Genomic DNA, 15,494 nt, shown 5'->3' on the forward strand with positions numbered 1-15,494 from the left:
GGAGCCCCCGCCGGGCCCGTCAGACCTCTTCGACGCTGCTCGGCTCGCGCCGGGACAGGTCGATACCGAGCTCCTCCGCCGCGCGGAAGACGTCCTCGTCGGTGTCGCGCATCTCGATGGACATGCCGTCCGAGGACAGCACCTCCACGTTGAGGCAGAGCGACTGCATTTCCTTGATGAGCACCTTGAAGGACTCGGGAATGCCCGGCTCGGGGATGTTCTCGCCCTTGACGATGGCCTCGTAGACCTTCACTCGGCCGGTGACGTCGTCGGACTTGATGGTCAGCAGCTCCTGGAGGGCGTACGCGGCGCCGTAAGCCTCGAGCGCCCACACCTCCATCTCACCGAAGCGCTGGCCACCGAACTGCGCCTTACCACCCAGCGGCTGCTGCGTGATCATCGAGTACGGACCGGTCGAGCGGGCGTGGAGCTTGTCGTCGACCAGGTGGTGGAGCTTGAGGATGTACATGTACCCGACCGAGATCGGGTCCGGGAACGGCTCACCGGAGCGGCCGTCGAACAGGCGCGCCTTGCCGGACGGGAGCACCATGCGCTCGCCGTCGCGGTTCGGGATCGTGTGCTGCAGCAGACCGGCCAGCTCGTCCTCGCGGGCACCGTCGAAGACCGGGGTCGCGACGTTGGTGCCGGGGGCGACCTGGTCGGCACCGATGGCCTGCAGGCGCTGGGCCCAGTCGTCGGCCAGGCCGGAGACGTCCCAGCCGCGGCTGGCGAGCCAGCCGAGGTGGATCTCGAGGACCTGTCCCGGGTTCATTCGGGACGGGACACCGAGCGGGTTGAGGATGATGTCGACCGGGGTGCCGTCCTCGAGGAAGGGCATGTCCTCGATCGGGAGGATCTTGGAGATGACACCCTTGTTGCCGTGGCGGCCGGCGAGCTTGTCACCGTCGGTGATCTTGCGCTTCTGGGCGACGTAGACGCGGACCAGCTGGTTCACGCCCGGAGGAAGCTCGTCGCCCTCCTCGCGGTCGAAGACGCGGACACCGATGACCTTGCCGATCTCACCGTGAGGGACCTTGAGCGAGGTGTCACGCACCTCGCGGGCCTTCTCACCGAAGATCGCGCGGAGCAGGCGCTCCTCGGGGGTCAGCTCGGTCTCACCCTTGGGCGTGACCTTGCCGACCAGGATGTCGCCGGCGACGACGTCCGCACCGATGCGGATGATGCCGCGCTCGTCGAGGTCGGCGAGGACCTCCTCGGAGACGTTCGGGATGTCCCGGGTGATCTCCTCGGGGCCCAGCTTGGTGTCACGGGCGTCGACCTCGTGCTCCTCGATGTGGATCGAGGAGAGGACGTCGTCCTGCACGAGGCGCTGCGACAGGATGATCGCGTCCTCGTAGTTGTGGCCCTCCCACGGCATGAACGCCACGAGCAGGTTCTTGCCGAGGGCCATCTCGCCCTCTTCGGTCGCCGGGCCGTCGGCGAGGACCTGGGCCTCGACGACGCGGTCGCCCTCGTTGACGACGACCTTCTGGTTGACCGAGGTGCCCTGGTTCGAGCGGGAGAACTTGGCGACGCGGTACGTGGTGTACGTGCCGTCGTCGTTGGCGACGGTGACGTAGTCGGCCGAGACCTCCTGGACGACACCGTCCTTCTCCGCCTTGATGCTGTCGCCGGCGTCGACCGCACAGCGGTACTCCATGCCGGTGCCGACCAGCGGGGCCTCCGCCTTGATGAGCGGAACGGCCTGGCGCATCATGTTCGCGCCCATGAGGGCACGGTTGGCGTCGTCGTGCTCGAGGAAGGGGATCATCGCGGTCGCGACGGACACCATCTGGCGCGGCGAGACGTCCATGTAGTCCACGTCGGACGGCTCGACGTAGTCGACCTCGCCGCCACGCTTGCGGACCAGGACGCGGTTCTCGGTGAAGCGCAGGTTCTCGTCCAGGCGGGCGTTCGCCTGGGCGATGACGAAGCGGTCCTCCTCGTCGGCGGTGACGTAGTCGACCTCGTCGGTGACCTGGCCGTCGACGACCTTGCGGTACGGCGTCTCGATGAAGCCGAACGCGTTGACGCGGCCGTACGAGGCGAGCGAACCGATCAGACCGATGTTCGGGCCTTCGGGGGTCTCGATCGGGCACATGCGTCCGTAGTGGGACGGGTGCACGTCACGGACCTCGAAGCCGGCCCGCTCACGGCTCAGACCGCCGGGGCCCAGCGCCGAGAGACGACGCTTGTGGGTCAGGCCCGACAGCGGGTTGTTCTGGTCCATGAACTGCGACAGCTGGCTGGTGCCGAAGAACTCCTTGATGGAGGCGACGACCGGCCGGATGTTGATCAGGGTCTGCGGCGTGATCGCCTCGACGTCCTGGGTGGTCATGCGCTCGCGCACGACGCGCTCCATACGGGCCAGACCCGTACGGACCTGGTTCTGGATGAGCTCGCCGACGTTGCGCAGACGACGGTTGCCGAAGTGGTCGATGTCATCGACCTCGACGACGATGCTGGTGCCGTTCTCGCCGATCGTCTCGGTCTCGCCCGCGTGCAGCTTGACCAGGTACTTGATCGTCGCGATGACGTCGTCGACCGTCAGCACGCCGGCGTCGAGCGGCTCGTCGGCACCGAGCTTCTTGTTGACCTTGTAGCGGCCGACCTTGGCCAGGTCGTAGCGCTTCGGGTTGAAGTACAGGTTCTCCAGCAGCGTCTGCGCGGCCTCACGGGTCGGGGGCTCGCCCGGGCGCAGCTTGCGGTAGATGTCGAGCAGCGCGTCGTCCTGGCCCTGGGTGTGGTCCTTCTCCAGGGTGGCGCGCATGGACTCGTACTCGCCGAACTCCTCGAGGATCTGCTCGGTGGTGTAGCCGAGCGCCTTCAGGAGGACGGTGACGGACTGCTTGCGCTTGCGGTCGATGCGGACACCGACCATGTCGCGCTTGTCGACCTCCATCTCCAGCCAGGCACCCCGGGACGGGATGATCTTGGCGGAGTAGATGTCCTTGTCGGACGTCTTGTCGATGGAGGAGTCGAAGTAGACACCGGGCGAACGGACGAGCTGCGACACCACGACACGCTCGGTGCCGTTGATGACGAAGGTGCCCTTGTTCGTCATGAGCGGGAAGTCGCCCATGAAGACCGTCTGGGACTTGATCTCACCGGTCTCGTTGTTGGTGAACTCGGCCGTGACGAAGAGCGGGGCCGCGTACGTGAAGTCGCGCTCCTTGCACTCGTCGACGGAGTTCTTCGCCGGCTCGAAGCGGTGGTCGCGGAAGGTCAGCGACATCGACCCGGAGAAGTCCTCGATCGGCGAGATCTCCTCGAAGATCTCTTCCAGACCGGACTTGGTGGGGACGTCCTGTCCACTCTCGAGAGCGGCCTCGACGCGAGCCTTCCAGGCGGCGTTGCCGAGCAGCCAGTCAAAGCTCTCGGTCTGCAGCGCCAGGAGGTTCGGAACCTCGAGGGGCTCCTTGATCTTTGCAAAGGAGATGCGCAGCGGGGCAGTGCTGGCGCCGTTGTTCGTATTGGTCGAGGCGTTGCGCGAGGCGGCCAAGAGGGGGTCCTTCCGAGGGCTCGGACTCACTACGCGCGTACCGGTCCCAGCCGACACAGAAGACGAGGTACCCCTCAGCTGGCGGAAAAGGCCAGGTCAGGGACTATCCATCCGGTGTGCTCGAGCGTGGGCATGCCCCTGGCGACGGGCAGGGGGCAGCTAACAGGCAGCGCAAAGGGTCAGTGTAGCCACTTGGCTCACTGATGTCCAGACCAGGTTTCCGGAGTCCGGCAACAGGCCCTTCCCCACGTTGTTCACACCGTCCACGCTGCAGCCCTCGTGTGCAGAGCGCGTATCAGTACTGCCCTCTTCGTAACCGATCCATGCCTCGGACTTGGATCGGCGTAGCGACGCGTCCTGAGAATTGCGCGCCGCGTGCCGTTCGTCAAGGCCCCCCGCCCCGTACGGGCCGTCAGCGGGCCCGTGCGGGCCATCGCCGGGCCGTGCGCGGGGGCACGACGAAGATCACCTTACTCCCCGGGAACGAGAGGGCAAGCCGACGGTCACGGGAACGCCGAAGGGCGACCACCCTTGCGGGTGATCGCCCTTCGTCACAAGCAGTCCCCGCCGGACGCCCTCAGGGGGCGGTCAGCGGTGCGTGGACGCTCGGAAGGTCTTACTTGACCTCGACCGAGGCGCCAGCGGCCTTGAGGGACTCGGCGGCCTTGTCAGCGGCCTCCTTGTTGACCTTCTCGAGGACCGGCTTCGGGGTGCCGTCGACGAGGTCCTTGGCCTCCTTCAGGCCCAGGGAGGTCAGCTCACGCACGACCTTGATGACCTGGATCTTCTTGTCGCCGGCGCCGGTGAGGATGACGTCGAACTCGTCCTTCTCCTCGACGGCCTCGGCCGGGGCGCCCGGGACACCGGCGGCAACGGCGACGGTGGCCGCGGCGGCGGTGACGTCGAACTTCTCCTCGAACGCCTTCACGAACTCGGAGAGCTCGATGAGGGTCATCTCCTCGAACTGCGCGAGCAGGTCTTCCTGAGACAGCTTCGCCATGATGGGCGATCCTTCCACTAATTCGGCTGGTGCCGAGATGTATCGAAAGGCGGGCGTAGTCGGCCCGCTACGACCCGCGCACTAGGCGGCGCGGATCAATGCGCGAGCCGAATTACTCGGCACCGCCCTGCTCGGCCGCCTTGGCGCGCAGCGCGTCCACGGTGCGGACGAGCTTCGACGGCAGCGCCTGGAAGAGCGAGGCAGTCTGGGACTGCTTGCCCTTGAACGCGCCGGCCAGCTTGCTGAGCAGAACCTCGCGGGACTCGAGGTCCGCAAGCTTCTTGATCTCGTCGGCGGACAGCGCCTTGCCGTCAAGGACACCGCCCTTGATGACGAGCTTGGGGTTGTCCTTGGCGAAGTCACGCAGAGCCTTCGCCGACTCCACCGGGTCACCGGTGACGAAGGCGACCGCGGTCGAACCAGCGAGGTGCTCGTCCAGCGCGGAGATCCCGACCGAGTTGGCCGCAATCTTGGTCAGCGTGTTCTTCACCACGGCGTACTGGGCGTTCTCACCGAGCGAACGACGCAGCGTCTTGAGCTGCGCGACGGTGAGACCCGTGTACTCGGTCAGCACAACGGCGCCCGAGCTGCGGAACATGTCCTCCAGCTCGGCTACCGCGGCAGCCTTGTCGGGCCTTGCCATAAGCGTCGGCCTCCTTCCGGGTGATGGGACCGCGCGGAAGGGGCATGTAAAACGAAACGCCCCGGCGCAGGGCGCACAGGGCGTGGCTCAACCTGATCGACGAGGATCCGGGAGCTTCTCTCCGGTGTCACCTGCGCGGGTCGTCCGCATTTCAGCGGATCCTTCGGCCGCCATGCCCGGGGGCAAGGCGACGACCAGCGGTCTTTGGCTTCCCGGAGACTGTACGTGAAGCGCCCGAGCCGAAGCAAATCGCCCCCCGCCGGGCCTGCGGGCGTCGCGGACCCGGCGGGGCGGCGGGGCGGCGGGTCAGCCCGCGGCGCCCGCGGACGCCGCGCCGGCCGTGGCGCCGGCCGTGGCCCCGCGCTTCTTCATCGCCTCGGAGAGGTCCACGACCTGGTCCGCCGGCGGAGCGCTGATCCGGACCGGCTCGTTCAGGCCCGTGAACTTCATCGTCAGGTCCATGGGGCCCTGCTGGGTCCGGCCCTGCACGCGCACCTGCTTGGTGTGGTCGCTGCCGTCGATCCACATGTCCATCTGCAGGCTGGTCACGCCCTGCTTCTCGAGCTGCTTGACCTGCGCCTCCTGGCGCTCCTTGGCCTCGGGCGTGGCGGCGGCGGCCGCCGCCGCTCGCATCTGGTCCAGGGTGACGGTGCCGGCCAGGTGCGTGGTGCGCTGCCCGTCCACGGTCTCCTCGCCGACCTTCTTCAGGTCCTTGGAGGCCCTGAGCGCGCCAGCCCGGTCCCCGGGGTTCTCGGCGCCCTGACCGGCGTTGGACAGGGCCTCCAGCTGCCCGGCGGCCTGCGGGTTCGCGGCCTTGAGGTCGAACTTGAGCCACTTGCCCTGGGCGCCCATGTACATCGCGCCGTCGAGGAGGCGGATGTCGATCTTCTCGCCGGCCTTCCGCGGGTCGGCCATCACCATGGACATCGCCACCTGCGGCTTGAGCCGCATGGCCACCTCGCCGGAGATCGTCTGCCCGGCCGCGGTGCCCGACATGGTGTAGCGCAGGGAGGTGATTCCCTCCGACTTCTTCTGGACGCGCTCCAGGTAGGCGACCGGAGCCATGTCCCCCGCTCCCCCCGCCCCGGCCCGGCCGGCGGCCCGCGACGGCCGTACGGCCCCCGTGTCGGCCTTCTCGCCGTCGTCGCAGGCCGTGGCGCCGGCGGCCAGCAGGACGGCCGCCAGGACGGCGCCCACGGTTTTCCTGCGGTACTCCTTCATCGTTCCCCCACCCCTTTCGCAGCGGACGCTGCGTGATCTTGGTCTGCGCACCCGATGGTACGGACGCACGAAGAGGCCCCCCACTCCCTTTTCGGGAGCGGGGGGCCTCTTCACGCCACAAAGCGAGCCGTCAGGCTCAGACCGCGGCCGGGTCCTCCTCGACGAGGAGGTTGCGGGTGCGGTTCGGGTCCAGCTGGATGCCGGGGCCCATCGTGGTGGCCAGGGCGGCCTTCTTCAGGTAGCGGCCCTTGGCGGCGGACGGCTTCAGACGGAGGATCTCCTCCAGGGCCGCGCCGTAGTTCTCGACCAGCTGCTCATCGGAGAAGGAGACCTTGCCGATGATGAAGTGCAGGTTCGAGTGCTTGTCGACGCGGAACTCGATCTTGCCGCCCTTGATGTCGGTGACAGCCTTCGCCACGTCCATCGTGACCGTGCCGGTCTTCGGGTTCGGCATCAGACCACGCGGACCGAGCACGCGGCCGAGGCGGCCGACCTTGCCCATGAGGTCCGGGGTGGCGACGACGGCGTCGAAGTCCAGACGGCCCTTCGCCACCTCGTCGATCAGCTCGTCGGAGCCGACGATGTCGGCGCCAGCGGCTTCCGCGGCCGCAGCACGGTCACCGGTCGCGAAGACCAGGACCCGGGCGGTCTTGCCGGTGCCGTGCGGGAGGTTCACGGTGCCGCGGACCATCTGGTCGGCCTTGCGCGGGTCGACACCCAGGCGGAAGGCAACCTCGACGGTCGCGTCGAACTTGGTGGTGGAGGTCTCCTTGGCGAGACGGACGGCCTCGAGCGGGGCGTAGAGCTTGCCCGCCTCGACCTTGGCGTCCGCAGCGCGGAGGGACTTGCTGCGCTTCACTTCTGCTCCTGTGTGTTCTTCAGGCGTGGAGTCGTGGTGCGGGCCAGCGCCGGCCCTACCACTGGGGGCGTACGAAGAGCTGATCAGCCCTCGACCGTGATGCCCATGGAACGGGCGGTGCCGGCGATGATCTTCTCGGCGGCGTCCAGGTCGTTGGCGTTCAGGTCGGGCATCTTGGTGGTGGCGATCTCGCGGACCTGGTCGCGCGTCAGCTTGGCGACCTTGGTCTTGTGCGGCTCGCCGGAGCCCTTCTCCACACCAGCGGCCTTGAGGATCAGGCGCGCGGCCGGCGGGGTCTTGGTGACGAAGGTGAAGGAGCGGTCCTCGTAGACCGTGATCTCCACCGGCACGACCATGCCACGCTGCGACTCGGTCGCGGCGTTGTAGGCCTTGCAGAACTCCATGATGTTGACGCCGTGCTGACCCAGCGCGGGGCCGACCGGCGGGGCCGGGTTGGCCGCACCGGCGTTGATCTGGAGCTTGATAAGCCCCGTGACCTTCTTCTTCTTGGGAGGCATTGCTCTCTCCGGGTCCTAGTGAGAGTTTTCCAGCCGCCAACCGGTCATCCGGATGGAGGCATACCGCACCACGATAACGGGTATCGGTGCGGGGCTTAAAACCGAGCAGGTCAGACCGCCCTCGACGGGCTGTCTGACCTGACCGGAAGCGTGTGGTCCGGAAGATCCGTCCCGAAGGGACTCAGTTCTTCTGGATCTGGTCGAAGCTCAGCTCGACCGGGGTCTCGCGACCGAAGATCTCGACGAGGCCCTTGACCTTCTTCGAGTCGGGGTTGATCTCGTTGATGGTCGCCTGGAGCGTGGCGAACGGGCCGTCGGTGACGGTGACCGAGTCGCCGACCTCGAAGTCCAGGACCTCGATGGTGCGCTTGACGGCGGGGGCGGGCAGACCGGCCTCCTCCGCGGCGGCGCGCTCGGCCTTCTCCTTGGCCTCCGGGGCGAGCATCTTGACGATCTCGTCCAGGGTCAGCGGGTACGGGTCGTACGCGTTGCCGACGAAGCCGGTGACGCCCGGCGTGTTGCGGACGACGCCCCAGGACTCGTTCGTCAGGTCCATGCGGACGAGCACGTAGCCGGGCAGCTTGTTCTGCCGGACGTTCTTGCGCTCGCCGTTCTTGATCTGGACGATCTCTTCCTCGGGCACCTCGGCCTGGTAGATGAACTCCTCGACGTTCAGCGAGACGGCACGCTGCTCGAGGTTCGCCTTCACGCGCTTCTCGTAGCCCGCGTAGGTGTGGATCACGTACCACTCGCCGGGCAGCGTACGGAGCTCCTCGCGGAGCGCCTGGATGGGGTCGACCGGCTCGGCGGGGGCGGCCGGGGCGGCCTCCTCCTCCTCCTCCCCCTCGGCGACCTCGGCGTCGACGTCGGCCTCGACGGCCTCGTCCTCGGCCACGACGGCCTCGTCCTCGAGCTCGGCCTCGGAGACGTCCCCGTCCTCGTCCTCGTCCTCGACGTGCAGGGCCGCTTCCTCGGCGGCTTCGCCGGCCTCTGCGGCGTCGGCGGCCTCGGCCTCGTCAGGGTCCACAGCGTCCGCCGCCTCGACGATGTCGAGCTCGTCCTCGACGGACTCGACGGAGTCGGGGCTCACGTTCAGGTTCGGGTCAGACACGGTGGCTGCTTCTTCCTGGATACAAAGAGGGGTGGAACATGCGAAAACGGGCGGTCGCCTCATCAAGGCGCCGCCCTCCGCGGGGATCAGCCGAAGACGTACTTGATGGCTTCCTGGAACCCATAGTCAATCACGGTAACCAGACCGATCATGATGGCAACGAAGACAATCACCACAGTGGTGTACGTCGTCAGCTGGCTACGAGTCGGCCAGACAACCTTGCGGAGTTCCGCCACGACCTGGCGGTAGAAGAGCGCGAGGCGGCCCAGGGGGCCCTTCTTGCCGCGCTTGCCGCCCTTGCGGGCCTTCTTCTCGCGGGTCTCGTCCTCGGCATCAGGCATGTCGATGGAGCCCAGGGCGTCCGTCACGTCTCTCACCTGAATCCGGGTCATGGCCGTGCCGCGCCCGGTTGAGCCGCACGGCGGTGCATCGAAGTACGTACCTGCGCACACATCCGGCGAAGGAGTGTGGAGCAGGGCCGGAGGGACTCGAACCCCCAACCGCTGGTTTTGGAGACCAGTGCTCTACCAATTGAGCTACGACCCTTTGTTGCGTCCCCCAACCTACCGCATCCGGCCGGGTGCACGGAGTGCCCGCCGTCGGAGCGGCCCGGTGAGGGCCAACGAGAGGTGAGTGTACGTGGTCTTGGTCGCCGCGTCGAACAGAAAGGGGCCGGACGTGGTCCGACGGTTGCCGCGCCCCGCTCCGCGGAGCCCGGCGGGGCCCGCCGGCCCCGGGTCCCGCAGGACTTTCGGGCCCCCTGCGGACCCGCCTTCGAAAGTCCGTCCGCAGGAGCGTCGGAAAGCGGTTCGTCCGCTGCTTGAAACGATGCCGCGCACCCTTGTGGCGTCTGGGACGATTGGCCCCATGACCTCTGCAACGCCTTCTTCCGAGCGCCGCGTCTCCGCCCGCATCGGCGCCATCTCCGAGTCCGCCACGCTCGCCGTCGACGCCAAGGCCAAGGCCCTCAAGGCCGCCGGGCGCCCGGTCATCGGCTTCGGCGCCGGCGAGCCCGACTTCCCGACGCCCGACTACATCGTCGAGGCCGCGGTCGAGGCCTGCCGCGACCCCAAGTTCCACCGCTACACGCCGGCCGGCGGCCTGCCCGAGCTGAAGAAGGCCATCGCCGAGAAGACCCGGCGCGACTCCGGCTACGAGGTCGAGGCGTCCCAGGTCCTCGTCACCAACGGCGGCAAGCAGGCGATCTACAACGCCTTCGCGGCGATCCTGGACCCGGGTGACGAGGTCATCGTCCCGGCCCCGTACTGGACCACGTACCCCGAGTCGATCAAGCTCGCGGGCGGCGTCCCGGTCGAGGTCGTCGCCGACGAGACCACCGGCTACCGCGTCAGCGTGGAGCAGCTGGAGGCCGCGCGCACCGAGCGCACCAAGGTCGTCCTGTTCGTGTCGCCGTCGAACCCCACCGGCGCCGTGTACAGCGAGGAGGACACCCGCGCGATCGGCGAGTGGGCCGCCGAGCACGGCCTGTGGGTCATGACGGACGAGATCTACGAGCACCTCGTCTACGGCGACGCGAAGTTCACCTCGCTGCCGGTGGTCGTGCCGGCGCTGCGCGACAAGTGCATCGTCGTCAACGGCGTGGCCAAGACGTACGCCATGACGGGCTGGCGCGTCGGGTGGGTCATCGGCCCGCAGGACGTCATCAAGGCCGCGACCAACCTGCAGTCGCACGCCACGTCCAACGTGTCCAACGTGGCGCAGGTCGCCGCCATCGCCGCCGTCTCGGGCGACCTGGACGCCGTCGCGGAGATGCGCAAGGCCTTCGACCGCCGCCGCCAGCTGATGGTCAAGATGCTCAACGACATCGAGGGCGTGTACTGCCCGACCCCCGAGGGCGCCTTCTACGCGTACCCGTCGGTCAAGGGCCTGCTCGGCAAGGAGATCCGCGGCAAGCGCCCGCAGAGCTCCGTCGAGCTCGCCGCCCTGATCCTGGACGAGGCCGAGGTCGCGGTCGTCCCGGGCGAGGCCTTCGGCACCCCAGGCTACCTGCGCCTGTCGTACGCGCTCGGCGACGAGGACCTGGTCGAGGGCGTCTCCCGCATCCAGAAGCTCCTGGGCGAGGCCAAGGCCTGACGCACTCCTTCGAGACACGGCGGGGCTGGAGCTTCTCCAGCCCCGCCGGCGTTCGAGGCGCACGGGTCCGGGGGCGGAGCCCCCGGTTTCGGAACGGGCCGGGGAGGGGACCAGCGCCACAGGCACCTCCGCCCCGGCCCGCGGGAGCCGGTAGCGCGTTCGGGGACGTCCCCGAATCGGGAAACCCCCTCCCGCCGAGCGCAGCGGTACGGCAGGATCACCAAATGGAGCACGCACGCGATCTCACGCTTCTGCCGAAGACCCACCTGCACCTGCACTTCACCGGTTCCATGCGCCCCTCGACGCTGCTGGAGCTCGCCGACAAGTACGGCGTCCGGCTCCCCGACGCGCTGACCGCCGGCGAGCCGCCCAAGCTCCGCGCCACCGACGAGCGCGGCTGGTTCCGCTTCCAGCGCCTCTACGACGCCGCCCGCTCGTGCCTGCGCCGTCCCGAGGACATCCAGCGCCTGGTCCGCGAGGCAGCCGAGGAGGACGTCCGCGACGGCAGCGGCTGGTTGGAGATCCAGGTCGACCCCACCTCGTACGCCCCCCACCTCGGCGGACTGATCCCGGCCGTGGAGGTCATCCTCGACGCGGTGGATTCCGCTTCGCGGGACACCGGCCTCGGGATCCGGGTGCTGATCGCCGCCAACCGCATGAAGCACCCCCTCGACGCCCGCACCCTGGCCCGCCTGGCCGTCCGGTACGCCGACCGCGGCGTCGTCGGCTTCGGGCTCTCCAACGACGAGCGGCGCGGCATGGCCCGCGACTTCGACCGGGCCTTCGCGATCGCCCGTGAGGGCGGTCTGCTGGCGGCCCCGCACGGCGGCGAGCTGACCGGCCCGGCGTCCGTCCGGGACTGCCTGGACGACCTGCACGCGGCGCGCATCGGGCACGGCGTACGGGCCGCGGAGGACCCGCGGCTGCTGGAGCGGCTGGCGGACCGGCAGGTGACATGCGAGGTGTGCCCGGCGTCGAACGTGGCCCTGGGCGTGTACGAGAAGCCCGAGGACGTGCCGCTGCGCACGCTGTTCGAGGCGGGCGTGCCGATGGCCCTGGGGGCGGACGACCCGCTGCTGTTCGGTTCGCGGCTGGCGGCCCAGTACGAGATCGCCCGGACGCACCACGGGTTCACCGACGCGGAGCTGGCGGAGCTGGCCCGTCAGTCGGTGCGCGGCTCGGCGGCGCCGGCGGACGTCCGGGCGAAGCTGCTGGCGGGGATCGACGACTGGCTGACGGCGCCCTGAGCCGGGACGGCGCCCCCGCCCCGGCCGTCCTCGGCCACGCCCGGGCCCACCTCGGTCGCGCCCGGGCCCTCCTCGGTCGCGCCGTCGCCCGCGACGCCGGCCGCCGCGTCGCCCGGGACGCCGCCCGCGCCGGGGGCCGGAGCCCACGTGAGCCGCAGGTCCCCGTCGTGGCAGTCGCAGATCACCCGGCCGCCCGGGAAGACCACGTCGAGGCGGCTGCGCCCGGTCTCCGGCAGCGCGAACTCCGCGACCGAGACCACGGGCCGGCCCAGGCACCTCAGGAACGGGTGGTCGCCGAGGTCCTCGCCGACCTCGATGCGCCCCCACTCCCCCATGTCGTAGGGCTCGTGGGGTGCCGCGTGCTCGACGATCAGGCAGTGGTCCGACCCGGTGGTGATCCGGGTCGTCTCGCCCTCGCCGTCGGTCAGCCAGACGTCCAGCGGCGCCTCGGAGCGCTCTCCGTCGGCGCTGTGCCAGGAGGCCGTGACGCGCCGGAGCGTGCGCCCGACCAGGCGCGTGGGGTCCGCGCCGGACCCGTGCAGCGGACAGCGCATCGGTGGCGGGGACCTGTCAGATGCTGACGCCGACCGTGACCGGCTCGTTGACGAGGGTCACGCCGAAGGCCGCGTGCACGCCCGCCACGACCTCGCGGGCGAGGGCCAGGAGGTCCTCGGTGGTGGCCTCGCCGCGGTTGGTCAGGGCGAGGGTGTGCTTGGTCGAGATGCGGGCCGGGCCGGCGCCGTAGCCCTTCGTGAAGCCGGCCTTGTCGATGAGCCAGGCCGCGGAAGTCTTCGTGCGCCCCTCGCCCGCGGGGTATGCGGGCGGTACGGCCTCGGCGCCCAGGCGGTCGCGCACCCGGCCGAGGAACGCCTCGTACGCCGCGTCCGTGAGGATCGGGTTGGTGAAGAACGAGCCGGCGGACCAGGTGTCGTGGTCGGCCGGGTCGAGGACCATGCCCTTGCCCGCGCGCAGCTTCAGTACGGTCTCGCGGGCGGCGGCGGCGGGCACGCGGTCGCCGGCACCGACGCCGAGGGCGCGGGCGGTCTCGGCGTACTTGATCGGCGCGGACAGGCCCCCGGCGTCCTCCAGGCGGAACCGGACGCGCAGGACGACGTACCGCTCGGGCCGGTCCTTGAAGAGGCTGTGGCGGTACGAGAAGGCGCACTCGGCGTTGGTGAGGGTCACGGTCTCGCCGAGGGTGCGGTCGTAGGCGACGACCTCGGTGATCGTGCTGGAGACCTCCTGGCCGTACGCGCCGACGTTCTGGATCGGGGTCGCGCCGGCGGAGCCGGGGATGCCGGCGAGGCACTCGATGCCGGCGAGGCCGGCATCGACGGTGCGGGCGACGGCGTCGCTCCAGTTCTCGCCGGCGGCGAGTTCGAGGTCGGTGCCGTCGAGGGCGAAGCCGGTGGTGGCGATGCGCAGTGCGGTGCCGTCGAAGCCCTTGTCGCCGATGACCAGGTTGCTGCCGCCGCCGATGACCAGGAGCGGGGTGCCGCTCTCGTCGGCCGCGCGGACGGCGGCGACCACGTCGGCGTCGGTGGTGGCGGTGACCAGACGGGCCGCCGGACCGCCGAGGCGGAAGGTGGTCAGGGGGGCGAGGGGGGCGTCGTGGAGTACCTGCACGTGCACAAGAGTACGGTCCGCGGCCCGCCGTACCGGCGTGGCCGCGGACCGTTTGCGGGGCCGCGGTGTCGTACGCGTCACACGCGGGCGGCCGCGGGGGCGCCGGCCTCCGCCGGGTCGCCGGCCGCGGGGTCGCCGGCCGCGGGGTCGCCGGCCGCGGTGCCGGCCTTGCCGGGGAGCAGCAGGGCCGCCAGCGCGCCCAGGCCCACCGCCGCGACGCCGATCCACAGCGCGGGCACCGTGCCGTCGGTGAACGTCTGCGGGCTGCGGTAGCCGCCCTGCGCCGAGAACACCGACGCCAGGACCGCGACGCCGAGGGCACCGCCGACCTCGCGCAGGGCGCTCAGGGCGCCGGAGGCGATGCCGCGTTCGGCCGGGGGGACGGAGGACATCAGGATGTTGGTGGACGGGGCGAAGTACAGGCCCATGCCGATGCCGGAGAGGACGAGGCCCGGGAGCTGGGCGCTGTACGAGACGTCGGGCGTGAGGAGCATGGCGAACCAGCCCAGGCCCAGCGCCTGGAAGGCGAGGCCGGCGACCACCACGGGGCGGCCGCCGATGCGGTCGGAGAGGTAGCCGGCCAGCGGGGCGACGGCCATGGGCATGGCGGTCCACGGGAGCATGTGCAGCCCGGCGGACGTGGGCGAGTAGCCGGCGACGCCCTGGAGGAACTGGCTGAGCAGGAAGATCGACCCGAACATCCCCAGGAACATCAGCAGGCTGGCGATGTTGATGCCGAAGAAGCCGCGGTTGCGGAAGAGCCGCATGGGGAGCATGGGGTTCCGGGCGACCGTGCCGTGCCGCACGAAGGCCAGCACGAGGACGCCGCCGGCGATGAGGGCGGTGAGGACGCGGCCGCTGGTCCAGCCGTGGGAGTTCGCGTTGACCAGGCCGTAGACGATGCCGAAGAGGCCGGCGCTGACGAGCAGGGTGCCGGGGATGTCGAGGCGGGCGTTCGGGGCCTTGGACTCGTCGAGGCGGAGCCGGGCGAGGACGAGGAGGGCGATGCCGACGGGCACGTTCAGCCAGAAGATCCACTGCCACGAGAAGTGCTCGGTGAGGGTGCCGCCGATGAGCGGGCCGCTGGCGACGGCGAGGCCGGAGACGGCGCCGTAGATGCCGAGGGCCATGCCCCGGCGGGCGGCCGGGACGGCGGCGGTGAGCAACGTCAGGGTGAGCGGCATCATCACGGCCGCGCCGACGCCCTGGACGGCGCGGGCCGCGATCAGTTCGTCGATGCCGGGCGAGAGGGCGGCCGCGGCGGATGCGGCGGTGAAGACGGCCAGGCCGGCGAGGAAGAGCCGGCGGCGGCCGAAGCGGTCGCCGAGGGACGCGCCGATCATGAGGAGGACGGCGAAGGTGAGGGTGTAGGCGTTCACCGTCCACTCGAGGTCCTCGAGCCGGCCGCCGAGGTCGGCGCGGATGGCGGGCAGGGCGGTGGTGACGACGAGGTTGTCGAGCGCCGCCATGAAGCCGGCGACGCTGGTGATGACCAGCGCCCACACGGCGGTCCGGCCGAGTCCGGCGGCGCCGGGGGCCCGGTCGGGTGCCGGGGCGGCGGTGCCGTCGGGCTCTGCTTGGTGCTGCGTCTTCATGACTCCCCCAGTTGATTAGTTATTGATGACTAACTTTTGTGGGCATACGTCCGCGCGGGCAGCCGCGGCACAGGACCG

13 protein-coding genes and 1 tRNA gene are annotated in these 15,494 nt (G+C 70.0%); 2 read left to right on the forward strand and 12 right to left on the reverse strand.

Features of this window, described 5'->3' with window-relative positions:
* Positions 1–19: 19 nt before the first annotated feature.
* From rpoB to IF43_RS0118645, 9 genes are all read right to left on the reverse strand, one after another.
* Positions 20–3,502 (reverse strand): DNA-directed RNA polymerase subunit beta, encoded by a 3,483-nt coding sequence (gene rpoB, locus IF43_RS0118605; protein ID WP_030201603.1) that lies wholly within the window; start codon positions 3,500–3,502, stop codon positions 20–22.
* Positions 3,503–4,118: 616 nt separating this feature from the next.
* Positions 4,119–4,502, reverse strand: coding sequence for a 50S ribosomal protein L7/L12 (gene rplL, locus IF43_RS0118610; protein ID WP_030201606.1), 384 nt, complete (start codon positions 4,500–4,502; stop codon positions 4,119–4,121).
* Between the two features lie 112 nt (positions 4,503–4,614).
* Positions 4,615–5,145 (reverse strand): 50S ribosomal protein L10, encoded by a 531-nt coding sequence (rplJ, locus tag IF43_RS0118615; RefSeq protein WP_030201609.1) that lies wholly within the window; start codon positions 5,143–5,145, stop codon positions 4,615–4,617.
* Between the two features lie 306 nt (positions 5,146–5,451).
* Positions 5,452–6,366 carry an LppX_LprAFG lipoprotein gene (locus IF43_RS0118620; protein WP_063753361.1) on the reverse strand — a complete coding sequence of 305 codons (915 nt, stop codon included), beginning with the start codon at positions 6,364–6,366 and terminating at the stop codon, positions 5,452–5,454.
* Positions 6,367–6,502: 136 nt separating this feature from the next.
* Positions 6,503–7,225, reverse strand: coding sequence for a 50S ribosomal protein L1 (gene rplA, locus IF43_RS0118625; protein WP_030201615.1), 723 nt, complete (start codon positions 7,223–7,225; stop codon positions 6,503–6,505).
* Positions 7,226–7,308: 83 nt separating this feature from the next.
* Positions 7,309–7,743: a 50S ribosomal protein L11 gene (gene rplK / locus IF43_RS0118630; RefSeq protein WP_030201618.1), complete on the reverse strand. Its 435-nt coding sequence runs from the start codon at positions 7,741–7,743 to the stop codon at positions 7,309–7,311.
* Between the two features lie 181 nt (positions 7,744–7,924).
* Entirely contained in the window at positions 7,925–8,854 is a 930-nt protein-coding gene (gene nusG, locus IF43_RS0118635) for a transcription termination/antitermination protein NusG (protein WP_030201621.1), read from the reverse strand.
* Between the two features lie 86 nt (positions 8,855–8,940).
* A complete protein-coding gene (secE, locus tag IF43_RS0118640) occupies positions 8,941–9,222 on the reverse strand; it encodes a preprotein translocase subunit SecE (RefSeq protein ID WP_030201624.1) in 282 nt (93 codons plus the stop codon).
* Positions 9,223–9,327: 105 nt separating this feature from the next.
* Positions 9,328–9,400: transfer RNA gene (locus IF43_RS0118645), tRNA-Trp, on the reverse strand.
* Between the two features lie 321 nt (positions 9,401–9,721).
* Between IF43_RS0118645 and IF43_RS0118650 the strand changes: the two genes are divergently transcribed.
* Both IF43_RS0118650 and IF43_RS0118655 read left to right on the forward strand, forming a co-directional pair.
* Positions 9,722–10,948, forward strand: a complete 1,227-nt coding sequence (locus IF43_RS0118650; protein WP_030201625.1) for a pyridoxal phosphate-dependent aminotransferase — start codon at positions 9,722–9,724, stop codon at positions 10,946–10,948.
* A 224-nt stretch (positions 10,949–11,172) separates the two neighbouring features.
* On the forward strand, positions 11,173–12,195 hold the full coding sequence (locus IF43_RS0118655) for an adenosine deaminase (protein ID WP_030201628.1): 1,023 nt from the start codon (positions 11,173–11,175) through the stop codon (positions 12,193–12,195).
* Here IF43_RS0118655 and IF43_RS42775 read toward each other — a convergent pair.
* From IF43_RS42775 to IF43_RS0118670, 3 genes are all read right to left on the reverse strand, one after another.
* Positions 12,111–12,749, reverse strand: coding sequence for a hypothetical protein (locus IF43_RS42775; protein ID WP_234332307.1), 639 nt, complete (start codon positions 12,747–12,749; stop codon positions 12,111–12,113). The two genes, IF43_RS0118655 and IF43_RS42775, sit on opposite strands and share 85 nt — an antisense overlap.
* Positions 12,750–12,765: 16 nt before the next feature.
* A complete protein-coding gene (locus IF43_RS0118665; RefSeq protein ID WP_078910276.1) occupies positions 12,766–13,827 on the reverse strand; it encodes a UDP-N-acetylmuramate dehydrogenase in 1,062 nt (353 codons plus the stop codon).
* A 71-nt stretch (positions 13,828–13,898) separates the two neighbouring features.
* Positions 13,899–15,416: a DHA2 family efflux MFS transporter permease subunit gene (locus IF43_RS0118670; RefSeq protein ID WP_030201637.1), complete on the reverse strand. Its 1,518-nt coding sequence runs from the start codon at positions 15,414–15,416 to the stop codon at positions 13,899–13,901.
* Positions 15,417–15,494: the final 78 nt, after the last annotated feature.

This window comes from Streptomyces sp. NRRL S-87 (genome assembly GCF_000719335.1).
Lineage (GTDB): Bacteria > Actinomycetota > Actinomycetes > Streptomycetales > Streptomycetaceae > Streptomyces.